Source organism: Streptomyces sp. NPDC057543 (genome assembly GCF_042801895.1).
GTDB lineage: Bacteria > Actinomycetota > Actinomycetes > Streptomycetales > Streptomycetaceae > Streptomyces.
In genome coordinates, this window is record NZ_JBHVFF010000095.1 from 1 (window position 1) to 26920 (window position 26920).

Below are 26920 nucleotides of genomic sequence, written 5' to 3' on the forward strand. Positions count from 1 at the left end.
CTGCAGGGGGGACCCTGTGGGAGAGTAGGACGCCGCCGAACTCCTTTTACGGGAAAGCCCCGTGCCCTTGTGGCACGGGGCTTTTCTGCGTTTACCCCTCTTTGCTGTCAAGCGGGGGTCACCAGGCGGGTGTCGTAGGCCAGGATGACTGCCTGGACGCGGTCGCGGGATCCCGTTTTGGCGAGGATGCGCGTGACGTGCGTCTTCACCGTTGATTCGACGAGGTGGAGCCGTTCGGCGAGCTGACGCTACGGAGGCGGCGCGCGGCGGGCGTCGGACCTGGGGCGGGATGTGGCGGGGCGCGTAGTAGCGGGGTAGGACGGCGCCCCGGTAGTCGTGGGCTGCGAAAGTGGTTTGCGCGGGTCGGGCGGGGCGGGACAGGATCGGCGGATGGAACATGTGATCCGATTCGTTCGCGCCGATGAATGGCCCCTGGTCAAGGACTTCCGGCTGGCCGCACTGCAGGACCCGGCGGCGCCGGTGGCCTTTCTGGAGACGCACGCGCAGGCCGCGGGCCGGTCCGACGAGTTCTGGCAGGACCGGGCGCTCGGCGCTTCCGAGGCCGGGAGTGGTGAGGTGCGGCAATTCGTCGCCGTCGCGCCCGACGGGCGGTGGGACGGCAGCGTCACTGTGCTGATCGAGCGGTCGGACGCGGAGGTGCGGTTCGGGGAGACGCCCGACGTCCACCAGGCGCATGTGGTCGCCGTGTTCGTACGGCCCGAGGCGCGGGGCGAGGGCCTGGCCGAGGCGCTGTTCCGGGCCGGGACGGACTGGGCATGGTCGTTGGGGGAGCCGCGGATCGAGCGGGTGCGGCTGTATGTGCACGAGAGCAACGCGCGGGCTGCGGCGGTCTATCGGCGGATCGGGTTCGTGGCCACCGGGCAGTCGGTGCCCGTGCCGGGCGACCCGTCCGCTCGGGAGTTGGAGTACGCGGTGGAGCGGCCGGCGGTGTAGGTGCGGGGGGTGGGGCGGGCACGGTCAGCGTGGGTCGGTGAGGTCCTGGGACCAGCGGGCGCGGGCCTGTTCCCGGGAGCGGAGGAGGGCCAGCGTCGGCAGGCCCTGGGCCTGGCCGGTCGACAGCAGCTCGGGGAGCCGGGGCAGCGGCGCCACCGCGGCGACGTCGTCGAGCACGAGCGTCATTGGTGGGTCGAGCCGACCGTCGGTTGACCGTGCGGCCAGGCGGCGGCCGTGCTCGACCACGTGCGATGCGAGTGCCGTGAGCAGGGGCATTGCTCCGGGGCCCGAGCGGGGATCCTCGATCGGTTCACCCACCACATAAAGAGTGCCCCCCTCACGTGCGAAAGATTCCAGCGCGAGCGAATCGGCCCGGTTCGGTGTGCAGGCCTCGCGGATGTGCACCGAGGAGAGCGCGGCGAAGGCCCGTACCGTCAGTTCCTGTGCCACCTCCCGGCGTTCGGGGTAGGCGGTGAGTGCGGACTCCAGCAGGCCGGCGAGTCCGGATGCCGCCTTGGGGTGGGTACGGAGGAGTCGCACCGGTTCGTGGGCACTGCCGCCGATGGCCCAGCGGTGGACCTGGCGGAAGGGCCTGCCGTCGATGGCGGCGGCGTGCAGCCAGCACTTCAGGAGCGTTTCCGCGGTGTCGGCCGTCGCCGCGTCGATACGGGCCTGGGGCCGGACCGGGGCGAGGAGCGCGGTGGCGCGGGCGGCGGCCGTGTCGGGCTGCTCGCAGCCGGCCGTGGGGGACCAGTGGAGGCGGGCCGGGGTGTCGCAGAGGTGGCCCGGGTCGTAGACGAGGACCGGGCCGAGCTTGGCGCGGGCGTCCTTCGTCTCGCTCCAGACGGTGGGGTCGGAGGTGACGACGAGCGCGGGCCCGTCGGCCTCCTGGATTGCCTGGACGACGGTGGGGCGGCGGGTGGCGGCCGGTCCGTAGACGACGAGGGGGGTACGGGGGGACGAGAGCGTAGGGAGAGCGGGGAGGAGAGTCGTCGCGGATGCGGTGTGCTCGACGGGAGCGGGCACGGGGGCGGGCGTGGGGGGAGGGGTGGGATCCGGGGCAGCGAGTTCTGTGTGTGGTTGCGATTGCGGTTGCGGTTCCGGGGTTGGTTGTGGCTGCCGTTGCTGTGGAGTGCGGGCCTCGGGCCGGGGCTTGTGGTCCTGGAACCGTACGGGCGAGCCGTCCTCGTCCCCGTACCTGTCCTCGTCCCCGTACCGTTCGCTGCGCCGCCGCGCCCGTACCGCCCGCCAGCGGGCCACCACGCCCAGCACGAACACCGTCAGCACCAGCAGCACCATCAGTTCGCCTATGAACAGGCCCCAGAACAGCCCGTACCCGGAGAGTTCGTCCGCCGGGGTGTTCGGCCAGGCGGCCGGGAGGTCGTGCGGTGTGGTGGCCAGCTGACGCATCGCCAGGGGGGTCTCGGTGAGCGTGACGCCCTCCGGCCAGGCGCCGTGCGCGAACAGTCCGGCCAGGCCGGTGGCCGTCCACGCCAGGAGCGTGAGCCCGAGCAGGAAGGCCAGCAGGCCGATCAGCAGACCGTCCGGGATGCCGCCGCTTCCGGCACCTTTGCTGCCGTCGGTACGTACCTCGCCGCGCCCCGCCATGTCATGCCACCGTTGACTCGGACGACTCGTTCAGTCGTTGCTGGTGCTCGATCCGTGCCGCGCGCTGTTCCGCCTCCAGGTCGGCGGCGCGTACGTCCTCCGGCAGCAGGTCGGTCGTGGCGGACTCGGTCATCGCGCGGTCGGTGAAGACCAGCGGGCGTTCCGCCTCGGTGATCAGGTGTTTGACCACCTGGACGTTGCCGTTGACGTCCCAGACCGCGATGCCGGGGGTGAGGGTCGGGATGATCTCGACCGCCCATCGGGGGAGGCCGAGCACGCGTCCTGTGGCTCTGGCCTCGTCGGCCTTCTGGGCGTAGATCGTGCGCGTCGAGGCCATCTTGAGGATCGCGGCGGCCTCCCGGGCCGCCGCTCCGTCGACGACGTCGCTGAGGTGGTGGACGACGGCCACGAACGACAGCCCCAGCCGTCGCCCGAACTTCAGCAGACGCTGGAAGAGCTGTGCGACGAAGGGGGAGTTGATGATGTGCCAGGCCTCTTCGACCAGGAAGATGCGTTTCTTCCGGTCGGGCCTGATCCAGGTGTGCTCCAGCCAGACGCCGACGATCGCCATCAGGATCGGCATCGCGATCGAGTTCCGGTCGATGTGCGAGAGGTCGAAGACGATCAGCGGGGCGTCGAGGTCGATGCCGAAGCTCGTCGGCCCGTCGAACATGCCGCGCAGGTCACCGTCGACCAGTCGGTCCAGGACGAGCGCGACATCCAGGCCCCAGGCCCGTACGTCGTCTATGTCGACGTTCATCGCTTCTGCGGACTCGGGCTCGGGGTGGCGCAGTTGGTCGACGATGTCGGTCAGGACCGGCTGCCGGTCGGTGATCGTCTCGTTGACGTATGCGTGAGCGACCTTCAGAGCGAAGCCGGACCGCTCGTCCAGGCCGTGTCCCATCGCGACTTCGATGATCGTACGGAGCAGGGCGAGCTGGCCGGTCGTGGTGATCGCGGGGTCGAGCGGGTTGAGCCGGATGCCGCCGTTGAGCGCGGAGGTCGGATCGAGGCGGATCGGAGTGAGGCCGAGCTCCTGGGCGATGAGGTTCCACTCGCCGACGCCGTCCTCGCCCTGGGCGTCCAGGACGACGACCTGGCGGTCGCGGAAGCGGAGCTGGCGGAGCACGTACGTCTTCTCCAGCGCGGACTTGCCGTTGCCGGACTCGCCGAGCACCAGCCAGTGCGGGGCGGGGAGCTGCTGTCCGTACAGCTGGAAGGGGTCGTAGATGTAGCCCTTGCCGGAGTACACCTCACGGCCGATGATCACGCCGGAGTCGCCGAGGCCGGGGGCCGCGGTGGGCAGGTAGACGGCTTGGGCCTGTCCGGTCGACGTACGGACGGGCAGCCTCGTCGTCTCCACCTTCCCGAAGAGGAAGGCGGTGAAGGCGTCCGACAGCGCGGACAGCGGATCTCGCATGGCGTGACCGACCTCCCTCTCGATTCTCTCGGTGGTCTGCCGAGTGTGGTCAGCGACGGATGCCGGTGGCGAACGGCAGGGTGTTCACGAAGGCGCGGTGGTGCTCGCGGTCGCACCATTCCAGCTTGAGATACGACTTGCCGGCCGAGGCCCGGATCGTCCGCTTGTCGCGGGCGAGGGACTCGGGCGAACGCGAGGACACGGTGATGTACCCGACCAGATTCACTCCGGCCGCGCCGCTCGCGAGATCTTCACCTCGCTGGTCGAGACGGCCGTGGGCGGCGATGTCGCGCGGGTCGACGGTGCGGTTCATCTTGGCCTGGCGGCTGGCTTCCGCCTCGTCGTTCGTCTTCTCGGTGAGCATCCGCTCGATGGCGATCTCGGTGGGTTCGAGGTCCATGCAGACCGCGACCGTACGGATCACATCGGGTGTGTGGACGAGGAGCGGGGCCAGGAAGTTGACGCCGACGGGTGTCATCGGCCATTCCTTCACCCAGGCCGTGGAGTGGCACCAGGGCGCGCGGGTGGCCGATTCGCGGGTCTTGGCCTGGAGGAACGTCGGCTCGACCGCGTCCAGTTCGGCCGGCCAGGCGTTGCGTTTCGTCATGGCCTGGATGTGGTCGATGGGGTGGTCGGGGTCGTACATGGAGTGCACGAGGGAGGCGAGCCGGCTCTGGCCGAGCGGCTGGCGCACCCGGATGTCCGCCTCGGCGAGGCGGGCGCAGATGTCGGTGAGTTCGCGCGCCATGACGACGGCGAGGCCCGCGTCCCGGTCGAGCTTGCGGCCGGCCTGGGGGCGGGCGGCGCGGGCCATGGCGTTGGCCTCGGCGGCCAGCTCGCGGGTGTAGTGCATGCAGGCGACGAGGTAGGCGCGGTGCTGCTCGCTGGAGGTGGAGACCATGGACTGGAGCTGGTCGTACGACTCCTGCAGCCAGCCCGGGGAATTCTTGTCGCCGCGCTGGGCGACATCCTTGGCGTGCGCGTCGGGGTCGGCGGGGAGGGTGCGGGCCAGCATCTGGATGCGGGTCACGAAGCCGTCGCCGTTGGCGACGTGCTTCAGCAGCGTGCCGAACCGGTCGACGAGCGCTTCCTGGTCCTCGCTGTCGCGGAGGCCGACGCCGGGGCCCTCGATCTCGATCGCGGCGGTGACGGTGCGGCGGTCGGCGTGCAGGAGTACGGCGATCTCGTCCGGGCCGAAGGGGGCGGCGAGCCAGTTGATGCGGCCGATGCCGGGCGGCGGCCCGATCTCGACCTCACGCCCGTCGGCGCCGACGCCGGCTTCCATGGCGGCGGAGCGGTAGGTCGTACCGCGGCGCAGGGTGCGCTTGTAGCTGCGGTTGATTTCAAACCATTTGTAGAAGGTGCGGTGCTTGTACGGGACGTACACGATCGCCAGGGCGAGGATGGGGAAGCCCACGAGCAGCACGATCCGCGGGCCCAGGTAGGGGACGGCCAGTCCGCTCATCATGCCGAGGAACGCCCCGGCGATGATCAGCGCGATCTCGCCGGTCTCGCGGTTCTTGCCGACGATCGCGTTCGGCCGGGCGCGGCCGATGAGATACGTACGGCGGGGCGTGATCGTGTGGGACGGAGTCGTCAACGCCCTCCACCTCCCGTGCTGTTGTTACCTGAACTGCCTGATCCGCCACCTCGGGGGGAGCGGCTGCCGTGCGGGGTGCCGGAAGTCGGGCCCGAGCCGCTGCGGGGCGGGGGCGCGGCGGGGGATCCGCCGCCGGTTCCGCTGCCGGGGTTGCGGGAGCTGTGCGCGGCGACACCGCCGCTGACCGGGTTGGCGGGCCGGCCGCCGCCGCTGCCGCTGTCGCCGGTGTTCTGGCCGCTGCGGCTGCTGTGGGTCTTGATGCCCTGGGAGACGAGAGCGGCGGGGGAGCTGATCAACGCGGCGGCCTGGGAGCCGTCGGTGGCCTGCTTGCGGTTGGTACGGGCGCCCTGGATCTCGTCGCCGAAGCCGGGGACGAAACGGTAGATCATCGCGGAGGCGAAGATCGCGAGCAGGATGATGGCGAGGCCGGAGACGACGGAGGAGAACGCGTTGGGCCCGCCGTCGGTGGAGAGGGCGCCGGCCAGTCCGAGGACGATGACGATGACCGGTTTCACCATGATCACCGCGATCATGATGCCTGCCCAGCGGCGGACGTGGCCCCACATGTTCTTGTCGACGAGGCCCGCGTAGACGACAACGCCGAGGAGGGCGCCGACGTAGAGCAGGGCTGCCCGGATGACGAGCTCCAGGTAGAGGACACCCGCGGCGAGGGTGGACACCAGCGAGACGATGATCAGCATGATCGGCCCGCCGCCGATGTCTTTGCCGCCCTTGAGCGCTTCGGCGAACGATCCGAAGAAGAGGTCGGCCTTGTTTCCGGTGGCCGAGGCGATCACGTCACTGACGCCGTCGGTGGCGGATACGACCGTGTACAGGATGAGCGGGGTGAAGGCCGAGGCGATGACGGTCAGCCAGAGGAACCCGACGGCTTCGGAGATCGCGGTGGTGAGCGGGACACCACGAATGGCGCGCTTGGCGACGGCGAACAGCCACAGGACGAGCGTGAGGATGGCGGAGGCCGCGAACACGATCGCGTACTGCTGGCGGAAGGTCGGGTTGGTGAAGTCGACGTTCGCGGTGTTCTTCACGGCGTCGCTGAGCTTGTCGATGATCCAGGCGGCGGCGTCGGCGCAGCCGCGAGCCAGGGAGGAGAGGGGGTCCAGGGAGTTGTCGAGGGTGGAGGAGGGGCTGGTCTTTCCGGCGCCTGCGTCGCCTTCTTCGCAGTACTGCTTGGCAGGGCCGATCAGCAGATCGCATGCGTTGTCGCTCGGGCTCGGGCTCGGGCTAGAGCTCGGGGACGGAGACGGGTTGGGAGCGGCGAACGCGCGAGCCGAGAAGAGCACAAGGGCTGTTTGAGCCGCCGTCAGTACGCTGACGACGGAGAGGGCTCGAAGGCGCGGACTACCTGGCATAGGTGAAGCCTCCGTACTCCTCGACAGCCTTGCTGATCTCGTCCGAGCTGGAGGCGGCGACATCGCCCGGGACCGGAGCCGGCCCGTCCTTCTGAGCGTCGCTCACAGCCCTCCATCCATCGCTTGTCCAACTGAGTTGGACGGTCCAGGTCTTCCACGAGGTCTTGACGGGATCGGTGGACCCCGGTCCGGACATGCCGATCAACCCCGTGTACCAGACCGAGACCTTGGCCGTATCGCCTTCGAGGGCTTCCAATTTTGTTCCCACGGGGATGGTTCGCGAGACGAATGTGCTGCCTTGCGGCGCATTTCCATCGGGATCCAGGCCGAGCTTGCCGAGGAAGTCGGAGGAGTATGCCGCGTCCTGCGGCCGTCTGAGCTTTGCCGCTGCCTCCGCGGTGTAAATCGCGTTCACGATCTCGTGGCGGGTGTCCGTCTTGAACATCCCGGCAGAGCCCAGCGCCACCGCGAAGTTGGACGCCGCGCTCTGCGCGCCCTGCTCGTCGTGGGCGAAGCCCGAAGGGATCGAACCGTTCTTCCCCGTCACCGGCTTCGTCCCCGTGGCCGCCGTGGACGACGAGTCCGGCTTGCTCCCCGCGCTTCCCGAACCGCCGCCGCTGTCGTTTTTGCCGCCTCCGCCCATGTTCGCGAACGCGATAGCCGCGATCAGGAGGACGACCACGCCGACCACCATGACGAGGGAGCGGGAGTTGCGGGCCGGGCGGCGGGGAGTGGTGTAGCCGTCGCCGCCCTCGCCGTCGGGGAAGCGGGTTCTGGTCTGGCGCGTACCGCCGAGGGTGCTGTATCCGTCGTCCGCACGGCCCGAGCCGCTGCCGTAGTCGTTCTCGTCGCCGAGGCTCATGCCGTGTACGCCCCCTCAACCGTTTCCTGAACCGGGTAGTACGACGGTAGCCGTGCGGGTTCTCGCTCGGGCGCGGTGTGGTGACTCGACATCAGGGAGACGCAACCTCTGCCGGTGGGCACGACGGACGGATGGTGTGGGAGTGGGCGGGACTGCCCCTGGCGTGGGCTGACAGCCGGTCAGACGGCCATCCCGTAGACGATGGTGAACAGGGTTCCCAGCGATCCGATGATGAACACACCGGTCAGACCGGCGACGATCAGCCCCTTGCCCTGCTCCGCGCTGAACGTGTCGCGCAGTGCCGTGGCGCCGATACGCTGCTTCGCCGCGCCCCAGACCGCGATGCCGAGGCAGAGCAGGATGGCAATGGCCATCACGACCTCGATCATTACGCGGGCCTCGTTGCCCAAGGTCCCGAACGGCCCCCAGTTCGGGGCGATTCCGCCGATGATGGTGGTGATGTCGCCCTTTTCAGCTGCCAGGATCATGTAAGTCACCGCCCCTGTTGGGTAGTTCATTGCCCCTGTCACACGACATGGGTCGCTCTCTATCTTCGCTGATGAAACTGCTCTCGCACGACGCCTTGACGGCTCTCTTTACCCGGATCCCGCACATTTGACCGGTCCGACCGTCCTGACCCGGGGTTCGAATCGGTGTATGACCGAATACGTATGGTTACTCTGTGTATCACGGGGTGTGACCCCGGGCAATGACTGCCATCCCGCCACCCTGGCCGAGACTCTCGCGCTGGGCCTGGTCAGCGCACGGCTGGTCAGGGCAGTGGGTGGTCGGAGCGGTGGGTGCTCAGAGCAGTGGGGAACGTGGGACGGGCGGCCGGGGTGGTGTCGTCCAGGTCGGTGGTGGCCGGAAATCGCACCAGGTGCCGTCGAAGGGAAACGTTCCGGCCTCGGCGAGCCGTGCGACCGATGCGCCCTCGCTCCTGATGGCTGACGCTTCGTCGGCCGTCCAGTACGCGGGGTCACCGGTCTTCTCGGCGAAGGACTTCTCGTCCTTCCATCGCCAGCTCCGGTCCGGCGCCACATTGATGTCGAGCTCGTGGTCGGTGATGTCGATGTCGTCGCCGTGATGGACCCGGCGCTCCAGATTTACGTACCAGCCACGGAACTTCTGTCTGCGGCCGAAGAGCCAGAGCACCGAGTGCGCTGCGCCGGTCGGCTGGTAGAAGAGTGCACTGCCCATCGGCCACCGGTCGGCGACCAGGGGGTACCCGCCCGCCGGGCGCTCGTGCGGGGCGATGTCCCGCAGGTGTGCACCGCGCGGAAGCTTCGTACGCCACATAGGTGTGCCGGTCTCCATCCACACCAGCTGGCCCGCCTCGGTGCGTTCGACAAGACGTACGGGCACCGAGGCGCTGAGGTGTCCGCCGATGAAGAAGTTCCAGCGGAGTATCCGGCCCGGGTCGTCGTTCATGCCGTTGATCATGCCCGCGTTGGAGCGGGCGGACACGTGGCCGGATGAGTGTCCGGCCACGTGTCCGGGGCGGTCACCGCGCGGGTGGGTGGAAATGCCGAGTACCGCGTCCTTCGTGCAAAAATGCCAAAGTGGGTGATATTGCGCAGATCTGATGAATCGGCTTCAAGTCGGGAGGCCCATGCTGCGTGCGAAGGCTCGGCAGGCCAGGCGAACGGCGGCGATCCGAGGAGCGAAATAGCGGTCCTGGCCGTTTCGGTGACCGTCGGGCCCCACGGTCGCCGTGGACGCGCGGGCAGAAGCGCGGGCCGGACTTCCACGAACCGTTCCCGCACCCACCGACTCCACGTCCGTCGTCACCGTCAAGTCGGGGGTGGCCGCAACGGCGACACGTCACCGCCGAAGGGGTGGTGCCGGTCTTCCGATTCGCTCCCCGACGGCCTCTGCCTGCCTTGCCGCCCACCGGCCCCGGACACCGACTCGGACACCGCCCCGGATGCGGCCCTCGGTGAACCGCTCGCCGAGCGCGACATCCGTGCACTCGTCGGCAACCTCCGCGACCTGCTCAGGGTGGACCGACGGTCCCTGATCCGGAGGCGGGGTGGTCGGCCCAGAAGTGCCCCCTGTGTTTGAACGTGACGGTCCACCCTTGATGTGTCACGTTTTCGCGAGGGGGGTGGGGCTGTCAGCTGCGGGGGAGGCCCACCTTGACGGCGCGTACGAGGGCTGCCCAGACAGCGGGGGTGGTGCGGAGTATCGCTCCGGTCGGGTCGCCGCTCTCGGTCAGGCAGACGGCGCCGGGGGCGGGAGCCGCTACGTGTACGCAGGAGTTGCCCTGGGCGCAGTAGGACGACTTCTGCCAGGTGCGTACGGACATCTCGGATTCCTTCACAGGTCGCGGGCGATGTTGTGGATGAAGTCCCTGGAGCCGTCACGGTCCAGCGCGGTGGCTTCCATGCGTCCGAGTAGTACGCGGTACTTCTCCAACTGGGTCTCGGCGTCGAGGAAAACGGGTCCGTGGGACTGGTCCAGGTTGACGGTGTCGAGCTGCGGAACCGGTCCGAGGAAGTAGTAGATCGACTGGCCCGATCCGGCAAACGTTCCTGCGGAGAACGGGATCACCTGGAGGGCGATGTGCTCACGTTCGCTCAGGTCGAGAAGATGCTGCAGCTGCTTGCGGGTCACCTTCGGACCGCCGAACTGCATGCGCAGCGCGGCCTCATGGACAACGGCCTGGTGTGGTGTCGGTGATTCCCGGAACAGCACGGCCTGTCGTTTGATACGGAACGAGACGCGGTGCTCGATGTCCGGAGGCGACAGCTCCGGCACGTCCTGGCGGAAGACCTCGCGTGCGTATTCCGTCGTTTGGAAGAGGCCAGGGATGTGAACGGTTACGGCTGTCCGCAGCCGACGGGCGTGGTGCTCGATCTCCGCCAGATCCAGGAGTGGTGCGGGCAGAATCTCTCGGTACTCCTCCCACCACCCGCGCGTGCGGTCGGCGGTCATGCTTCCCAGCGCGGCAACGACGTCCTTGTCGGTGCAGTCGTATTGGCCGGCCAGAGCGCGCAGCCGTGCCAGGCTCACGCCGATGCGGCCGGCCTCCATGTTGCTGATCTGGTTCTGCTTCACGCCCAGGAGTTGACCGGCCTGGGTGGCAGTGAGGCCTGCGCGCTCACGGAGTTTGCGCAGCTCGACGCCAAACCGGAGTTGACGACCCGTCGGACGGGTTCTCACGGGTTTACTCGCCTCCTTGAGCGGCCGGTCACCCATAAGGGTGTCAGTTTATGGATTCGCCGCGAATCGGTTAACGCGTTAGCGATCGGTCGCTACCTTGGGTGTCAGGCCACCAGCCCGGAAGCACCCCGCTCGACGGAGCGGTCTCGTCACCGGGCAACTCGAAGCGCACCTTCCAACTTCCCTCCGTGAACGGAGACTTCCATGGCCAGTGCCACGGTATCGCCGCCCTGGACGTACACCCTCCAACTTCCGCAGGATCCCCGCGCACCTGGCGTGGCCCGTACGACCCTTCGCACCATCCTGCGCGTGCACGGAATGCGTGAACTCATCGAGATCGCCGAACTGCTGGCGAGCGAGCTGGTCACCAACGCCTACCTGCACTCCTCGGGGGAGTACTCACTGCGCCTGCGTGACGCCGGGCGCAGTCGTATCCGGCTCAGCGTCTGGGACACCAACCCACACATCCCCGCCCCGTTCCAATGGAGCGCCGAGGCCTCGGCGGAGCTTGCCGAACGAGGGCGCGGGCTGTACCTCGTCACCCTCTACGCGGAGAGCTGGGGCGCGTACCCCATACGCGGCGGGCTGCCGGGGCAGGGCGGGAAGCTCCTCTGGGTGGAGTGCGTGGCCAAGGGGGAGGACGAGGGGGAGTGCGGGCCGGGCGACAGACGTACGGGGCGGGCATAGCCTCGTTGCATGGTGCGGAGTGAGGCAAAAGACGTGGCCGGGTATCTGGACGAGGTGCCCGAGGAGCGCAGGGACGCCCTGGCGAGGCTGCGGGAGCTGTGCCGGGCGGAGCTGGCCGGGTTCGACGAGGTCATGGCGTACGGCATGCCCGCGTACGAGCGGGATGGCACCGCGGAGATCGCGTTCGCCTCGCAGAAGCAGTACATCTCCTTCTACCTGATGCGCAGCGACGTACGTGAAGCCTTCGCGGAGCGGCTGGCCGGGCAGGACATGGGGAAGGGCTGCCTGCGCTTCCGTAAGGCGGAGGCCATCGACTACGCCCTGGTGCGGGATCTGCTCCGGGCGACGGCCACGGCGGTGGGGCCGGACGCGGTCTGCTGAGCGGACTCGGCACTCCTGTGACCGGCGGAAATTCGCTGGCGGTGGGCCGGGTGGCCGCGCAGGAAGGAGCCGTGAGCGCCTCTGCTCCGTACCCTCGGTCGCTGCCCAGAACCCCGCCGACCGGCGGACTTTCGTCCGCGCCACGCTCGACCTGGGGGACGTGCTGTTGCGCCCATGGGGACGTGAGGCCGCCGAGCTGGACGTGATGCTCGACGGCCTGATAGCCGCCGCGGACCCGCTGATCGCCCGCTGGAACCCCTTCCCGGCAGCTGATCACACCGAGGCCGTGGCTACTGAACACTCCCGGCCGCCCGTGGACGGAGCGTGGCCACCGGAGCGACGGGTGCGGTGACCGACCGGGCCTTCGATACGCCGACGCCCGACGGATCGATATCGTCCAAGCCGTCGGGAACGAGGCATCCTGCCGGGTCGCCCGCCGCTGCGGCTACATTCCCGAGGGCACGCTGCGCGAGTCCCACGGCCAGGTCTACTCCGACGCCCACGGCTACACCGCCCTCCGCTACGAGCGGGTCGGCTCCTGACGGAGTCGTTCCTTCCAGATAAGTGCGCGGTCCCTGCTCCGGACAGTCCGGGGCAGGGACCGCGGACGTTTTCGAGTCCTGGAGGCAGTCTGGTGATCACCGGACAGCAGGTTGAATACCCGGCCAACGATCCGAGCCGGGCCACTAGGAGCAGACGACATGGGGGTGGCGACCCAGTCGGGTTGGATGCGTGTCGAGGCTGTCGGCGCCGCCCGGTGACAGCTCGTTCGGGTGAACCGAGCAGCCTGGTAAGCCGGTTGGCCGAAGCCATAACGCCGGGAACGGCGCATGGGAACGGCGTGTCGCTCGCCCGGGATTTGGCACAGTGCCGCTTCACGATCAAGTCCACGGTCAAGGACGGAACGGGGTGACCGGAGTGGCAGTGATGGGACAGCCGGGGGGCCGGCAACGGCTGAGTGATCTCGCGGAAGAGGGCGGCGGTGACGGGGACGTACTGAAGCACAGCGACGGGGCCTGGCTACGGGCCGCCAGCGGCGCGGAAGGGATGCGCACGCACCTGACCCCGGTGAAGTCGGAACTGGAGACCGCGCACGTGGGCCTGCTCGCGGGAACCGCCGGTCTGACCGCGCTGGCGGAGCTGGGAGCCGTACGGGAGTCGTGGGAGCGACGGTTCGAGGCCGCGCGGGGAGAGTGCGGGGCGCTGGCGGGGAAGTTGCGCGCCGTCGTTCGGGACCAGGGCGAGACGGACGAGGCCGTGAAGGCGTCGTTGGCAAAGGTGGCGGGTGGGGCGGGATGACTCTCACCTGGGCGCAGTTACGGGACCTGAAGTGCGGCGAACTGGAAGGCGCGGCCGACGGCTGGGGAAAGGCGAGCAACCGTGCCGACGCGGGCCGGGACCGGATCGAGACGCAACTGCTGACCGGGTTGCGCGATACGCAGCGTGGTGCGGCGGCGGGTGCGGCGGTGAGGCGGCTGCAGCAGATGGGCCGCAACTTGCAGTACCTCTACACGGAGTGCGGTCTGCTCCGTACGACGTTGAACAGCCTGGCCCATGAACTGCGCGCCCAGCAAAAGGCTTTGCGGGATGCGCTGGACGACGCCGAGTCCCTGAAGTTCAGCGTGCACGGGGACGGTTCGGTGACGTACCCGGCGGCGGGCGAAGGCCTGATCGACGGCAAGCCGCTGCCGGGCGGGACGGCCTCGGTGGGGGAGGTGCCGGGCCTCCTGCCGCCCTCGGGCCTGGTCGCGCCCAACCCGAACGTGGCGAAGGCGCAGGACATCGCGGACCGGGTGGCGAACGCGGTGCGGACGGCGGCCGAGATCGATTGGCGGTACGCCCGGATCCTGCACAAGTTGAAGGCCGAGGAAGGCCTGAAGGTCCCCGATGCCACATGGACAGACGCGGCGGGCGACGCGGCCGCGGTACGGGAGGCGGCCCGCGGCTACCTGAAAGACGGCATCCCTCGTGACGCGTCCCCGGCCGAACGGAAGGCATGGTGGGCCGGCCTGACAGACGAACAGCGCGAGGAGTACCTCGCGGTGTACCCGGACCAGATCGGCAATTTGGACGGCATTCCGGCCCTGGTGAGGGACGCGGCGAACCGGGACAATCTGCAGCTGCTGATGGGGAAGCTGGAAGGGCGGGACGACACGAAGTCGGAGACGCAACTGGCGGGGTTGCGAGAAATCGACCGGCAGTTGCGGGAGGGGAGCAAACCTGGGGAGCCGCCGATGTACTTGCTCGGGATCGGCGACAAGGGGAATGGGCGTGCGATCGTTTCGTTCGGTGACCCTGATACCGCAAGAAATGTTTCGGCGTATGTCCCCGGGTTGAACACGTCCCTCGACGAGGAATTCGCGAAGAATGATCTCAAACGCGCCCGTGACACAGCGATTGGTACTCGAATTCACGATTCATCGAGTGCGGCGATCGTGTGGCTTGGCTACGATGCGCCGCAGTCCCCGGATTGGATGGGGAGCCTGGATGTTATAGGCGATGAAAAGGCAGAGAAGGGTGGGCGTGCTTTCAATGGATTCATGAGTGGCCTGTCGGCAACCAACGAAAATAGAGACCCGCATCTGACCGCTATTGGTCATTCATACGGTTCGCGCACAGTGGGTGCTGCCACGCAGCATGACGGTGGGATCCCAGGAGTGGACGACATCGTCCTTGTCGGCAGCCCGGGGGTAGGTGTCGACCGAGCAGAGGACCTCGGGGTCGGGAAGGACCACGTCTTCGTCGGGGCTGCTGAACATGACGTGGTGACCAAACTCCCGTCGAAGCAGCAGAGTGTTGCCGGTGTTCTGGGGCTGGTCGCTGCTGGGCCAGTGGCCTCCTATGCCGCGGGGGACATTGCAGATCAGGGGGACGATGACCTTTGGTTCGGCAAGGACCCGGCGAGTGCGGCGTTCGGTGCAAGGCGTTTTGAAGTGGACGAGGGGCCGAGGCTGATCAATGGTGAAGGGATCTCCTTCGATGCGCACTCCAATTATTTCGACCCGAGGCGAGATTCCGTATCGGCAAATAATATTGCCTTGGTGGCGGCAGGGCGTGCAGGAAAGTTGAAGGTGGAGGAATACCGGTGAGGAGGCAGATCCGGATTTTGATGGTGCTGCTCCTGCTGGCGTCACTCTCTGCATGCGCCAAGGGTGCCATTTATTCGAACGAGAGAAGGTCAGACATGGATATGCAGGAAGCGGCGGAACATGCTGACGGAATCCTTGACGCCTTATTGCAGGAGATTCATCCGCAGGTTCAGTGGACGCACGGACCTACCACCACGGGCAGTTGTGACGTGACTCGACGGCGCACGGTAATGACCATCGTGTCGGCAGAGCGTCGAGGTAGCTTCCTGGGCGTGGTCGATCGTTTCTGGAGGAAGAGCGGCTACAGGATCAAAGCGATCAACAATGATCCGGACGTACCAGCAATCTTTGCACAGACGCAGGATGGGTTTGGAGTCAGCCTGATCATCGGAGGCGAAGGCCAAGCTTTCTTCGAGGTCGACAGCCCATGCGTTCAGGAATCTGAAGTCGCAGATCCAATTGCCAAACCCAACGGACCGAGCTACGCGGACGTCGAGATCATCCCCCGCCCCAACGTCCGGTCCGACTTCTGGTCCGCCGGAGCCCCCTGACGTTGCGTCTGCGTCGCCAATGACCCATAACAGGCCAGTCGGTGGCGGTAAGGGACAGGTCGACCACCTGGGCCTTTGAGTCTTGCATTGGGCCCTGGGGCCCATGCCGCGCCCGGTGTTGGTGTGGTCGCATACAGAGACCGGTTGAACTGTCACTGCGCCCACTCACCAAGCTGGGAGACCCGTCGTGTCTGGCATACGAGAATTAGCGATTCCGGGTGGCGCTGACATGAGTGCCGCCGAGGCCCGTTCGGGCAGGCGGTCGTTGTCGCGTCCTCTGCAGGCGGTGCTGATTCTCGTCCGGCTGCTCTTCGTCGTCACCGTCGTCGGTGTGCTTGACGCGCTCGTCGTGGCCTCGTCCGTCGACGCGGTGGACGGACGGCTGTTGGGCATGCTGCTGTACGCGGCGCTGCCGGGTGTCACCGGGTTCGTGCTGTCGCTGTACGTGCGGACCGGTGGCGTCTGGATCTGGCGCGGGCTCCTTGCCGTACACGCCTGGCTCACCGTCGGCGCCCTGGCGACGCTGGGCGAGGGCACCGGCGGGCAGGGGGTGGCGCAGCTGGTGATGCCGGTCGCCGTCGTCGTCCTGCTGCTCCGGTCCGGCTCCCGTGAATGGTTCGGGCTCAGCCTCGAACAGCGCGTCGAGCACCGGCCGTTCAGCATCGCGCGGATGATCAAGTGGCGTCGGGACGCCGGGCAGACCGCGATGGAGTACCTGGGCATGATCCTCGTGGTCGTGGCCCTCATCGGCGGGCTCGCGGCGACGGGGATCGGCGGGCAGTTGACCGGCGAGATCCGGAACGCCATCTGCCAACTCACCGGAAGCGCCTGCCCGGCACCCGACGTCGAGGTGGTTGCCGGTAAGGGTGCGGATACCGGTGGTGGTGCCGGCTCCGAGGGCTCCACCGTGACCGGCGGCACGGGCTCCGGCGGGTCGGAGACATCCGGCGGCGGTACGGACTCGGGCGGCTCCGCTGCTTCCCGAGGGTCCGACGCGTCCGGCGGTTCCACGACATCCGGAGGGTCCGACGCGTCCGGCGGTTCCGGCGCATCCGGCGGATCCGGGGGTACGGACTCCTCCGGCGGCTCCGGCGGTTCCGGAGGTACGGACTCCTCCGGCGGATCCGGCGGAACAGGCACCTCCGGCGGTTCCGGCGGCTCGACCGGTGGTGATTCTTCTACGCAGGTCGACGCGGGTAGACAAGAGCCGGGGCCGAACTCCTCCCGCCCCTCGGACGGCGACTTCATCTCCGGCGTCATCGGTGACGACGGCCTGTGGGGCGACGTCAGCGGTGCCGTCGACGCGGTCATCCACCCCATCGACACCGTGAAGGACATCGCCGACCAGTACGGCCAGTCCGCCCGTGGCGCGAGCGACAAGTGGAACAAGGGCCAGTACATCGCCGCCGCCTGGGACATGGCCAAGGCGTCCGGCGGGGGCGGTGACGCGGTCGCCGGACTGCCCGGCTCCGGATCGCGCGTCGAGGCGGCGGTACGGGACAAGGAACGCGAGTACCTCAACGACCGCATCCCGAGCAATGCCACCGCGGCCCAACGCAAGGACTGGTGGAACGGGCTGACGCAGCAGCAGCGCGATCAGTACCTCGACCTCTCCCCGGACCGGATCGGCAATCTGGACGGCATCCCGGTGGCGGACAGGGACGCGGCCAACCGGAAGAACCTCCCGAACCTGATCTCGAAGCTGGAGGGGAAGACCGACTCCAAGTCGAAGGACCAGCTGGCGGGGTTGCGGGAGATCGACCGGCAGCTGAAGGAGGGCAGCCAGCCGCCGATGTACCTGATCGGCATCAGCGACGAGGGCAACGGCCGGGCCATCGTCTCCTACGGGAACCCCGACACCTCGAAGAACGTGTCGGCGTACGTGCCGGGGCTCAACACCTCCCTGGACGAGGAGTTCGCGAAGAACGACCTCAAGCGGGCCCGTGACACGGCGATCGGCGCCCAGGGGTACGAGCCGTCCACCGCGTCGATCGTCTGGCTCGGATACGACGCGCCGCAGACACCGGACGGGCTGCACAGCCTGGCCGTCGCGGGCACCGGCCGGGCGGAGAAGGGCGGCGTGGCCTACAGCGAGTTCATGGGCGGTATCGCGGCCACCAACCAGAACGCGGACCCGCACATCACGGCCATCGGGCACTCCTACGGCTCACGTACCGTGGGCGCGGCGACGCAGCGCGACGGCGGCATTCCGGGGGTGGACGACATCATCCTGGTCGGCAGTCCAGGGGTGGGGGTGGACCGTGCCGTGGACCTCGGCGTCGGCAGCGGACACGTCTTCGTCGGCGCCGCGGCCAACGACCCGGTGACCAAGCTCCCGTCCAAGACGCAGGCCGCCGTGGGCGTGATAGGGATGATTCTGGGAGGCCCCGCCGGCGCGTACATCGCCGGGGACCTGGCCGACCCGGGCGACGACGACCTCTGGTTCGGCAAGGACCCGGCGAGCAAGGCCTTCGGGGCCAAGCGGTTCCCGGTGGCCCCCGGCCAGCCCTTGATCAGCACGAGTGGTGTGAGCTTCGACGCGCACTCCAACTACTTCGATCCGGTACGAGACGCTATGTCGGCGGACAGCATCGCTCTGATCGTGTCGGGACACTCCGACAGGCTCAAGATGGAGGAACAGCGATGAAGCGAAGGTTCCAGATCGTTGCGGTGGCCCTGGCTTTCGGCTTCGCACTGTCCGGCTGCGGCAACGACAGCGGACAATCGAACGGCAGCGCAAGCGCCGGGAGCACCAAGAGCAGCAAGAGCGGCAAGGAGCGCGGTATGAACATGCAGGAGGCCGCCGAACGGTCCGACGCCATGCTCGACGCCGTACTGAAGGAGATCGACCCCGAGGTCCAGTGGGCGCACGGTCCGACCACGACGGGCAGCTGCGACGTGACGCGCAGGCGCACCGTGATGACCATCGTGTCGGCCGAGCGCCGGCAGAACTTCCTGAACCAGGTCGAGAAGTTCTGGCGCGAGAGCGACTACCGCATCAAGGCGAAGAACAACGACAAGGAGTTCCCGGCGGTCTACGCGCAGACGAAGGCCGGATTCGGTATCAGCGTGAGCTTCCGCGGCAAGGGCCAGGCGTTCTTCGAAGCGGACAGTCCCTGCGTGAAGGAGTCCAAGGTCGCTGCCCCTGCCGCCAAGCCGAACGGTCCGGCGTACGAGGGGGTCTACCCCCTCCCGCGTCCCAATGTGCACTCCGACTACTGGTCCACGGGGGCATCGTGAGGGGCGGTCAGCGCACGGAACGCGCCGGTCGGCGCACAGAACTGGCCGGTCCGTGACTCCGGTGACCCCGTTGATTCGTACACACCCGCGAAACCACCCATGAACCCGGCCCCGATGGGGGAAGGTTGAGGGGTGCGTAAATTCTGGGTGATCGGTGGCATCGGTGTCGGCATGGCCATGTGCTTCGTGGCTCTGCTCGTCGTCGGTACGTACTCCGCCGCTGCCGGACTCGTCAGTTCCGGCAGGAGCGGGGCCGTCGGGCTGTCGAAGGGGGCCGTGCCGGCGAAGTACCAGCCCCTGGTGGAGAAGTGGGGCAACCTCTGCCCCGCCATCAACCCGGCTCTCCTGGCTGCCCAGTTGTACCAGGAGAGCGGGTGGAACCCCCGCGCCGAGAGTCCCGCCGCGGCTCAGGGCATCGCGCAGTTCATCCCGGGCACCTGGGCCGGACACGGGATCGACGGGGACGGGGACGGGGACCGTGACGTATGGGACCCGGCCGACGCGATTCCGTCCGCCGCCTCGTACGACTGCGAACTCGCCGGGTACGTGAAGAAGGTGCCGGGGGATCAGACGAACAACATGCTGGCCGCGTACAACGCCGGTGCGTACCGGGTGATCCGGGCGGGCGGAGTGCCGGCCATCGCGGAGACGCAGAACTACGTCACCATCATCCGGTCCCTGGAGAAGAGCTTCGCTCGGCCCGTCGGACGGGTGCAGCCCTCGGAGCAGGCGGCGGGGGCGATCTACTTCGCGCAGAAGAAGCTCGGTACGAAGTACCTGTGGGGCGGCAACGGCACGGCCGAGCAGGGCGGACGGTTCGATTGTTCGGGGCTGACCCAAGCCGCGTACCGCACCGTGGACATCGAGCTTCCCCGGGTGGCGAACGACCAGTACAACGCCGGGCCGCACCCCTCGCGCGACGAACTGCTCCCCGGCGACCTGGTGTTCTTTTCGGACGATCTGAACGACTCGCGGGCCATCCACCACGTGGGGCTGTACGTCGGTGGCGGATATATGATCAACGCGCCGTACACCGGGGCCGTGATCCGGTTCGACAAGATCGACACGCCCGACTATTTCGGTGCGACACGGGTGACCAAGGACGGGGCCGCGGCCCTTCCGACCGCCCGTCCGGCGGCGTGACGCAGGCGTGGCGGTGGCCGGAACTCTCCGTGAAGCCTGGGCCCTGAGCTGCGACGATGAGTCACTCTTCGATAACGTCATGGTGATCATTCGGTGGAGAGTGGAACGCACGCACGGAGCAGGTCGTTCCCTGGGGGACGGGATCGACCGGGACAGCGGTGCTCTGACCACGCGGCGCCGACCGGGGAAGCCCTCACGGGCGGCGCACCCGCCCAGTACCGATCCACGCAGTACAGATCCAAGTAGTACAGATCCACGCAGTGATCGAACCGATACGGGGGTTCGTCAAGGCGGTGCACATCGGCGTGCCCCGCGGCAGCAGACAAGGCAAGGGGCCGCAGCAGATGGCTGGACTCGCACTGGATGGGTCGAACCCCGATGTCAGCCTGCTCTACGACATCAACGGGCTCGCGAAGTCCGCTCCCACCTGGTTCGACCGGGTCATGGAGTTCGTCGGTGAGTACGGGATCATGCTCGGGATGGTCCTGGTGGTCCTGTGGTGCTGGTGGAGCGTGCGCCGGCATGGTACGGCCGACGATTCGGTGACGGCGGTCTCCGGGATCGTCTGGGCACCGCTCGCCGCCGGGATCGCGCTGCTCATCAACATCCCGATCCGTGGCTTCGTGCAGCGCCCGCGCCCGTTCAGGGACCATCAGGGGCTGGACGTCCTGGTGGCGGGGAAGAACGACTTCTCCTTCGTGAGCGACCACGCCACGATGGCGATGGCCCTGGCCGTCGGGCTCTTCGTGGCCAACCGGAAGTTCGGTCTCGTGGCGATCGTCCTCGCCCTGCTGGAAGGGTTCTGCCGGATCTACATGGGCGTCCATTACCCGACCGACGTCATCGGCGGATTCGCGCTCGGCACCGCGGCCGCCCTGCTGCTCGCTCCGCTGGCGATGATGCTGCTGACCCCGTTGACGGCGGCCGTCTCCCGTTCGGACCGGCTCGGGTGGCTCGTACGGTCGCGTCGGCCGGCCCCGTCGGCAGCGCCCGACGGACGGACCGGCGCCGTCGGGATTCCGGAACCGCGGCCGGGCACGGGCGGCGGGGACGGCGAGAAGGACCTGGCCGCGTAGGAAGCGTTCGGGAGACGAGCGGGCAGGGAGAGAAAGCGTCCGCGGCGCGGTGGCGTCAGAGTGCTTGCGGGAAGGCGAAGAGGCGCCCCGGGTCGTACTGCTTCTTCAGGCGGGTGAGCCGGTCGGCCGCCGAGCCGTAGTAGGCCCGGCGCCAGTCGGTCAGTGTCGGGTCCGTGTAGTTCTGGTACGCCGCTCCGGACGCGTACCGGCGCATCGCCGCATGGGTGTCTTTCAGCCAGTCCTGTTGGGCGTTGCCCGCCGTGCCGGCGCGCCAGGAACCGATGTACTGGGCGAGTACGCGCGAGCGGCGGTGGACGAAGGCCGTCGCCTCCGGAGAGACGCGGTTGATCGCCCCGCCGAGTGCGGTGAGCGCGACGGAACCACCGCCTCCGCTCTGGGTCACGGGAATCCGGGTGAACGCCTCGGCCCGGTCGAGCAGCGCCTGCACGCCCGCCGGGGACAGGGCTCGGTCGTAGAAGTCGGAAGCGGCGGCGTACGTCTCCCGCTGGAGCGTGCCCTGAGGGGTGCGGCCGGGCGTCGTACCCGGCAGATGGCACTCGGCGTCGGTGATGCCCGAGCAGCCCGCGTACACGAGCATCGACTCCTGGTAGCTGCGGCGGCGCAGCGATACGGAGGAGGCCGAAGCGCCGATCCGGTCGGCGAGGCGGTCGACGGCGTTCTTCAGGTCGCCGTACGTACCGAGGCTGAACGCGGCCACGGAGACGTTCGGATTGCCGCCGCCCGGGCCCGCGTCGAGATGCGCGGAGGACCAGATCTCGTCGGGCTGGGACGGTCCCCAATCCTGCCAGGCCGTGACGACGGAGCGGGCGCGCGACCAGGGCCAGGACATGTACGCGGCGACGGTCTGCGGGACCGGGCGGGTACGGAACCTCAACTCGGTGACCACGCCGAAGTTGCCGTTGCCCGCGCCGCGCAGCGCCCAGAAGAGGTCCGGGTGGTGCTTGGCGTCCACGGTGAGGGTCTTGCCGTCGGCCGTGACGACGGTGGCCGCGGTGAGGCTGTCGCAGGTCAGGCCGTACGCGCGGGACGCGACGCCGTGACCGCCGCCGAGGGTGAGGCCGGAGATGCCTACCGTGGGGCAGGAGCCGCCTGGGATCGTCAGGCCGTGCCGGGCGAGGCCCTGGTAGACGTCGATGAGCTTGGCGCCCGCGCCGATCGTGCCGTTCTCCTCGACGCGGGACAGTGACGAGACGTCGACGACGAGGCGTCCGTCGCCGCTGGACCAGCCCGCGTAGGAATGGCCGCCGCTGCGGATGGACACGGGGATGGCGGTGCGGCGGGCGAAGGCCAGGCACTCGCGGATGTCCGCCTCGTGCCTGACGTAGGCGACGGCGGCGGGTTTCTGGCTGTCGAAGCGGGTGTTGTAGAGCTGACGGGCGGTCGGATAGGCGGCGTCCTGGGGGCGTACGAGGGCGCCGTCGAGGCTCCTGGCCAGGGCGGACCAGTCCGCGGGGCCGGACGGCGCGGGCTTCGACGCGACCGGTGAGGTCGGTGAGGGGGGAGTGGCATCCGTGGCGCCCGTGGCGCCCGAGGGGTTGCTGCCGGAGTCGGAACCCGAGCCGGATGCGCCGCTGCAAGCGGTCGCGGTGGCGCCGGTGAGGGCTGCTGCGGCCCCCGCGAGGAGCAGGGTGCGCCGGTCGGGCAGGGGCAGCGGGTTCATCGGACCTCCGGGTCGGGCGCTCATGGGCGGTCGGTGGGGGACACCTGGAGAAGACGGATCAGAGGGGGAGGGGGGAGGAACGGGGCGTCGGGGAAAGGTGTCAGGGCGCGGCGCGGTGTTCCGCTGCGTCCGTGCGGGCCCGGTCCCGGGAGCGACGGGCCGGCCCGGACCAGCCGCAGTTGCAGCGCGCGGTGCAGAACGAGCCGCGTTCCACGGTCGTGGGATCGTGCCAGGCGGATGCGGTGGTGGGGGGAGTCTGCGGGGCCTCTTCGGTGTGTTGGACGTACACCCGTCCACGGTACTGGGCACGGCCACCCGGCGGCGTGACGTACGGGAGCGGCGTGACGGGGGACACGGGCTGTCGTTATGCGGAACGGATGGGGGGCTCGGGCAAGCGGTACGTCGTTGGGGGTTGGCAGGCGATGGTGGTGCAGCAGCACAGGTCCGGAGGCGGGGCGCGTGCTCTCTGCGCCCTTGCCGTGGTGGGCGTGATGGCGGCGACCGCCGGATGCGCGGGCGGCGGTGGCGGCGGCGACCGTGCCATGGCCGACGAGCGGGGTGGGGCCGATTCCCTCGACGCGGTCCGCCGCGCTGCCGCGGTGCTCGCCGGGACGGCGACGGTGACCGGTAGGGGAACGGCGACGGTGAGCGGGTCCGCCCACGGTGCCGAGGCCGGTGCCGGAGACCGGATCGTCGCCACAAGCGCCGAGGTGCGTACGTCGATGGAGACCGCGGCGGGCGGCACGCGGGTGACGATCAGGGGCCGGGGGACGTACGACTTCCGGCACCGGACGGGCCGGCTCACGGTCGTGCTGCCCAAGGACGCCGCAGGTGAGGACGAGCACCGCCCCATCATCGAGCTGCTGGCCCCCGGCGCGCTCTACATGATGAACCGCGGTGCCGGAGTGCCGGAGGACAAGTGGGTCAGGGTCGACACGACGACCCTGGCGGACGGCAACCTGGTCACCGGCGGTGTGACCGATCCGATGGCCGCCGCCGAACTGCTGCTGGGGGCTCGGCAGGTGACCTACGTGGAGAGGACCGAGCTCGCCGGGGTGACCGTGCGCCACTACCGGGGCGTTTCGGACATCGGGCGGGCGGCGCGCGAGGTCTCGCCGGAATCGCGCGGGGCATTGGCCGCCGCGGCGAAGGGCTTCCGTACGCGCACGGTGCCGTTCGACGCGTATCTCGACGAGCAGGGGCGGCTGCGCAAGGTGCGCCACCGCTTCAGCTTCGCCAACGAGGGGCCGGCGGTGGAGGTGGTGTCGACGACGCTGCTGTACGGATTCGGAGTGCCGGTCTCCGTACGGCTGCCGGACGACAGCGACATCTACACCGGGGAGATCCGGCAGAGATAGCAGGGCGGGGAGTGGGGCGTGGGCAGAGCGGCGTAGGCAGGGCGGCGGGCGGGAAATGGTCCGTCCGTGCCATGCGCGTCGTGTGGTCCACTCCTTACGCTAGGAGGACGGTGACGGCAGCGAGAGGTGAGTGACGCGGTGATGCTCGGCACGCGGACCGTATCCGACCATGTGGCCCTCGCCGAGATCGAGCTCTGCGGTGAGCTGATGATCGCCGCTTCGGCCGCACGCGGGGAACGGCTCAGTGCGGACCGTATCGACGAGGTCCTGAACGTCCGGGTGATCGCGGAACGGGCCACCGTCCCCCGGCGGTCCGACCACCGGGGGTGAGGGCGGGGTTGGGCGCGGGGCTCCGCATCAGGTGCGGAGCAGGCGGGCGATGGCCTTCGTGGCTTCCTCGACCTTCGCGTCGATCTCCTCGCCGCCCTTGACCGCCGCGTCGGCGACGCAGTGCCGCAGGTGCTCCTCCAGCAGTTGGAGGGCGAAGGACTGGAGCGCCTTCGTGGACGCCGAGACCTGCGTGAGTATGTCGATGCAGTAGACGTCCTCGTCGACCATGCGCTGCAGGCCGCGGATCTGTCCCTCGATCCGGCGCAGCCGCTTGAGGTGCTCGGCCTTCTGGTGGTGATAGCCGTGTATACCCCGGTCGTGGTCGGTGACGACCGGTTCCGCGACCGATTCCGTCGCCGCGGTGGCGGCGGTGGTCCCGGCGGCCTCGGTGGTGGTCATTTCTGCCTCCCGTATTCCCTTTACCCTGCCGTTTACATACCCCTGGTGGGTATATTCTAACGAATTCTGCCGAACCGTGACCGGGGGCCCGTGCTGATCAGCGTGTCCGATGCGCGACACTGAAGAACGCCGGTTAGCCGTGGCCGGATGATGCACCTAGCATCAGCCTGACCGAATCCAAAGCACCCCGAGGACCCCACGTGCGCTTTCGTCTGACCCCCAGGGAGACGAGCTTCTACGACATGTTCTCCGCATCCGCGGACAACATCGTCACGGGCTCGAAACTCCTGATGGAACTGCTCGGGGCGGATTCTGCCTCCCGAGTCGAGATCGCGGAGCGCATGCGGGCAGCGGAGCACGCGGGGGACGATGCCACCCACGCGATCTTCCACCAGCTGAACTCCTCTTTCATTACGCCCTTCGACCGCGAGGACATTTACAACCTCGCTTCTTCGCTCGACGACATCATGGACTTCATGGAGGAGGCCGTCGACCTGGTCGTGCTGTATCAGGTCGAGGAACTTCCCAAGGGCGTCGCCCAGCAGGTCGAGGTGCTGGCCCGCGCGGCCGAGCTGACCGCCGAGGCGATGCCGGGTCTGCGCACGATGGACAACCTCACCGAGTACTGGATCGAGGTCAATCGTCTGGAGAACCAGGCCGACCAGATCCACCGCAAACTGCTCGCCCACCTCTTCAACGGCAAGTACGACGCCATAGAGGTGCTGAAGCTCAAGCAGATCGTGGACGTACTGGAAGAGGCGGCCGACGCTTTCGAGCACGTCGCCAACACGGTGGAGACCATCGCGGTCAAGGAGTCCTGAACCACGTGGACACCTTTGCGCTGATCGTGACCATCGGTGTCGCGCTCGGCTTCACATATACGAACGGTTTCCACGACTCGGCGAATGCCATCGCCACGTCCGTCTCCACCCGTGCGCTCACACCACGTGCGGCACTGGCGATGGCCGCGGTGATGAACCTCGCGGGTGCTTTCCTCGGCAGCGGTGTCGCCAAGACCGTCAGTGAGGGTCTGATCGCGACCCCCGAGGGTCACAAGGGGATGGGAATCCTCTTCGCCGCGCTGGTCGGTGCGATCATCTGGAACCTCATCACCTGGTACTTCGGGCTGCCGTCCTCGTCCTCGCACGCACTGTTCGGCGGCATGGTCGGTGCGGCACTCGCCGGCGGGACGCTGGTGCACTGGGACGGGGTGCTCGACAAGGTCGTCATCCCGATGTTCGTCTCGCCGGTCGTCGGCCTCGTCGTCGGCTATCTCGTGATGGTCACGATCATGTGGATGTTCCGGAAGGCCAATCCGCACAAGGCCAAGCGCGGCTTCCGGATCGCCCAGACGGTCTCGGCCGCGGGCATGGCGCTCGGTCATGGTCTGCAGGACGCGCAGAAGACGATGGGTGTCGTCGTGATGGCCCTGGTCATCGCCGATGTCGAGAGCCCGAGCGACCCGATTCCGGTCTGGGTGAAGCTCGTCTGCGCGCTGATGCTCTCGCTGGGTACGTACGCCGGTGGCTGGCGCATCATGCGGACGCTCGGCCGGAAGATCATCGAGCTGGACCCGCCGCAGGGGTTCGCCGCCGAGACGACGGGCGCCTCGATCATGTTCGGCTCGGCGTTCATGTTCCACGCGCCGATCTCCACGACGCATGTGATCACCTCCGCGATCATGGGCGTGGGCGCCACGAAGCGGGTGAACGCGGTGCGCTGGGGGGTCGCCAAGAACATCATCCTGGGGTGGTTCATCACGATGCCGGCCGCGGCGCTGGTCGCCGCCGCGAGTTACGGGGTCGTGGTGCTGCTCTTCGGGTGACGGGACGGTGGGGTTACCGGGGTCGCCCGGTGGCTGCCCTGCCCCCGATCTCCCCAGGGCCTCAAGGGCATGGGGACCCTCTCGACGGGCTTGACTTCGGCCCGGCCGGCCGGCTTCGTCATGTGCGAGCTTGATCCAGTGGTACGAAATGGGGCCGCCCCCACTCCATATGCGGGAG

Annotated in this window: 27 protein-coding genes and 1 pseudogene; 15 read left to right on the plus strand and 13 right to left on the minus strand. The window is 68.5% G+C overall.

All coding sequences use genetic code 11. From position 1 onward, the window contains the following. Positions 1-107 precede the first annotated feature (107 nt). A pseudogene (locus ACFU8Q_RS17900) lies at positions 108-245 on the minus strand (LuxR C-terminal-related transcriptional regulator); the annotation flags it as partial. 145 nt (positions 246-390) lie between these two features. Between ACFU8Q_RS17900 and ACFU8Q_RS17905 the strand changes: the two are divergent. After that, complete coding sequence (locus ACFU8Q_RS17905; RefSeq protein WP_384454404.1) at positions 391-954, plus strand: GNAT family N-acetyltransferase; 564 nt, start codon at positions 391-393, stop codon at positions 952-954. A 24-nt stretch (positions 955-978) separates the two neighbouring features. Here the strand turns inward: ACFU8Q_RS17905 and ACFU8Q_RS17910 are convergent, their stop codons facing one another. From ACFU8Q_RS17910 to ACFU8Q_RS17950, 9 genes are all read right to left on the minus strand, one after another. Then, complete coding sequence (locus ACFU8Q_RS17910) at positions 979-2562, minus strand: type IV secretory system conjugative DNA transfer family protein (protein ID WP_384454407.1); 1584 nt, start codon at positions 2560-2562, stop codon at positions 979-981. A 1-nt stretch (position 2563) separates the two neighbouring features. After that, complete coding sequence (locus tag ACFU8Q_RS17915; RefSeq protein ID WP_384454410.1) at positions 2564-3982, minus strand: ATP-binding protein; 1419 nt, start codon at positions 3980-3982, stop codon at positions 2564-2566. A 49-nt stretch (positions 3983-4031) separates the two neighbouring features. After that, entirely contained in the window at positions 4032-5582 is a 1551-nt protein-coding gene (locus ACFU8Q_RS17920; RefSeq protein WP_384454413.1) for an SCO6880 family protein, read from the minus strand. Continuing rightward, on the minus strand, positions 5579-6955 hold the full coding sequence (locus ACFU8Q_RS17925; protein WP_384454415.1) for a hypothetical protein: 1377 nt from the start codon (positions 6953-6955) through the stop codon (positions 5579-5581). Before ACFU8Q_RS17925 ends, ACFU8Q_RS17920 begins: the two co-directional genes overlap by 4 nt. Next, positions 6945-7817: a hypothetical protein gene (locus ACFU8Q_RS17930; protein WP_384454418.1), complete on the minus strand. Its 873-nt coding sequence runs from the start codon at positions 7815-7817 to the stop codon at positions 6945-6947. Before ACFU8Q_RS17930 ends, ACFU8Q_RS17925 begins: the two co-directional genes overlap by 11 nt. A gap of 179 nt (positions 7818-7996) precedes the next feature. Then, positions 7997-8305 (minus strand): hypothetical protein, encoded by a 309-nt coding sequence (locus ACFU8Q_RS17935; protein WP_018101695.1) that lies wholly within the window; start codon positions 8303-8305, stop codon positions 7997-7999. A 316-nt stretch (positions 8306-8621) separates the two neighbouring features. Then, on the minus strand, positions 8622-9248 hold the full coding sequence (locus ACFU8Q_RS17940) for a DUF402 domain-containing protein (RefSeq protein ID WP_384454421.1): 627 nt from the start codon (positions 9246-9248) through the stop codon (positions 8622-8624). Positions 9249-9933: 685 nt separating this feature from the next. Beyond that, positions 9934-10125 (minus strand): DUF397 domain-containing protein, encoded by a 192-nt coding sequence (locus tag ACFU8Q_RS17945; protein ID WP_384454424.1) that lies wholly within the window; start codon positions 10123-10125, stop codon positions 9934-9936. A gap of 11 nt (positions 10126-10136) precedes the next feature. Then, entirely contained in the window at positions 10137-10982 is an 846-nt protein-coding gene (locus ACFU8Q_RS17950; RefSeq protein WP_384454427.1) for a helix-turn-helix domain-containing protein, read from the minus strand. A 204-nt stretch (positions 10983-11186) separates the two neighbouring features. Here ACFU8Q_RS17950 and ACFU8Q_RS17955 point away from each other — a divergent pair, with 204 nt between their 5' ends. From ACFU8Q_RS17955 to ACFU8Q_RS18000, 10 genes are all read left to right on the plus strand, one after another. Then, complete coding sequence (locus ACFU8Q_RS17955) at positions 11187-11669, plus strand: ATP-binding protein (protein WP_384454430.1); 483 nt, start codon at positions 11187-11189, stop codon at positions 11667-11669. Positions 11670-11678: 9 nt separating this feature from the next. Beyond that, entirely contained in the window at positions 11679-12050 is a 372-nt protein-coding gene (locus ACFU8Q_RS17960; protein ID WP_384454432.1) for an iron chaperone, read from the plus strand. Positions 12051-12210: 160 nt separating this feature from the next. Continuing rightward, positions 12211-12402 (plus strand): hypothetical protein, encoded by a 192-nt coding sequence (locus tag ACFU8Q_RS17965; protein ID WP_384454434.1) that lies wholly within the window; start codon positions 12211-12213, stop codon positions 12400-12402. Positions 12403-12959: 557 nt separating this feature from the next. Beyond that, positions 12960-13349 carry a hypothetical protein gene (locus ACFU8Q_RS17970; RefSeq protein ID WP_384454437.1) on the plus strand — a complete coding sequence of 130 codons (390 nt, stop codon included), beginning with the start codon at positions 12960-12962 and terminating at the stop codon, positions 13347-13349. Beyond that, the gene (locus tag ACFU8Q_RS17975; RefSeq protein ID WP_384454440.1) at positions 13346-15139 is read left to right on the plus strand and encodes an alpha/beta hydrolase; all 1794 of its coding nucleotides are present in this window, start codon (positions 13346-13348) and stop codon (positions 15137-15139) included. Before ACFU8Q_RS17970 ends, ACFU8Q_RS17975 begins: the two co-directional genes overlap by 4 nt. Next, on the plus strand, positions 15136-15690 hold the full coding sequence (locus ACFU8Q_RS17980; protein ID WP_384454443.1) for a hypothetical protein: 555 nt from the start codon (positions 15136-15138) through the stop codon (positions 15688-15690). The genes ACFU8Q_RS17975 and ACFU8Q_RS17980 overlap by 4 nt, the downstream gene beginning before the upstream one ends. Before the next feature lie 286 nt (positions 15691-15976). Beyond that, the gene (locus ACFU8Q_RS17985) at positions 15977-18337 is read left to right on the plus strand and encodes an alpha/beta hydrolase (protein WP_384454446.1); all 2361 of its coding nucleotides are present in this window, start codon (positions 15977-15979) and stop codon (positions 18335-18337) included. Continuing rightward, positions 18334-18930, plus strand: a complete 597-nt coding sequence (locus ACFU8Q_RS17990) for a hypothetical protein (protein WP_384454449.1) — start codon at positions 18334-18336, stop codon at positions 18928-18930. Before ACFU8Q_RS17985 ends, ACFU8Q_RS17990 begins: the two co-directional genes overlap by 4 nt. A 132-nt stretch (positions 18931-19062) precedes the next feature. Continuing rightward, entirely contained in the window at positions 19063-20073 is a 1011-nt protein-coding gene (locus ACFU8Q_RS17995) for an NlpC/P60 family protein (protein WP_384454452.1), read from the plus strand. 344 nt (positions 20074-20417) lie between these two features. Then, the gene (locus ACFU8Q_RS18000) at positions 20418-21149 is read left to right on the plus strand and encodes a phosphatase PAP2 family protein (protein WP_384454470.1); all 732 of its coding nucleotides are present in this window, start codon (positions 20418-20420) and stop codon (positions 21147-21149) included. A gap of 55 nt (positions 21150-21204) precedes the next feature. Here the strand turns inward: ACFU8Q_RS18000 and ACFU8Q_RS18005 are convergent, their stop codons facing one another. Both ACFU8Q_RS18005 and ACFU8Q_RS18010 read right to left on the minus strand, forming a co-directional pair. Continuing rightward, on the minus strand, positions 21205-22830 hold the full coding sequence (locus ACFU8Q_RS18005; protein ID WP_384454455.1) for an FAD-binding oxidoreductase: 1626 nt from the start codon (positions 22828-22830) through the stop codon (positions 21205-21207). A gap of 100 nt (positions 22831-22930) precedes the next feature. After that, positions 22931-23119, minus strand: coding sequence for a hypothetical protein (locus tag ACFU8Q_RS18010; RefSeq protein ID WP_384454458.1), 189 nt, complete (start codon positions 23117-23119; stop codon positions 22931-22933). A gap of 133 nt (positions 23120-23252) precedes the next feature. Here ACFU8Q_RS18010 and ACFU8Q_RS18015 point away from each other — a divergent pair, with 133 nt between their 5' ends. Together ACFU8Q_RS18015 and ACFU8Q_RS18020 are read left to right on the plus strand one after the other, a co-directional pair. Further along, positions 23253-24188, plus strand: coding sequence for a hypothetical protein (locus tag ACFU8Q_RS18015; RefSeq protein ID WP_384454461.1), 936 nt, complete (start codon positions 23253-23255; stop codon positions 24186-24188). 141 nt (positions 24189-24329) lie between these two features. Then, positions 24330-24518 carry a hypothetical protein gene (locus tag ACFU8Q_RS18020; RefSeq protein ID WP_384454473.1) on the plus strand — a complete coding sequence of 63 codons (189 nt, stop codon included), beginning with the start codon at positions 24330-24332 and terminating at the stop codon, positions 24516-24518. A 27-nt stretch (positions 24519-24545) separates the two neighbouring features. Here the strand turns inward: ACFU8Q_RS18020 and ACFU8Q_RS18025 are convergent, their stop codons facing one another. Continuing rightward, a complete protein-coding gene (locus ACFU8Q_RS18025) occupies positions 24546-24917 on the minus strand; it encodes a metal-sensitive transcriptional regulator (RefSeq protein ID WP_384454463.1) in 372 nt (123 codons plus the stop codon). Positions 24918-25117: 200 nt separating this feature from the next. Between ACFU8Q_RS18025 and ACFU8Q_RS18030 the strand changes: the two genes are divergently transcribed. Next, positions 25118-25738, plus strand: coding sequence for a DUF47 domain-containing protein (locus ACFU8Q_RS18030; protein WP_266416320.1), 621 nt, complete (start codon positions 25118-25120; stop codon positions 25736-25738). Positions 25739-25743: 5 nt separating this feature from the next. Continuing rightward, complete coding sequence (locus tag ACFU8Q_RS18035; RefSeq protein WP_384454467.1) at positions 25744-26742, plus strand: anion permease; 999 nt, start codon at positions 25744-25746, stop codon at positions 26740-26742. Positions 26743-26920: the final 178 nt, after the last annotated feature.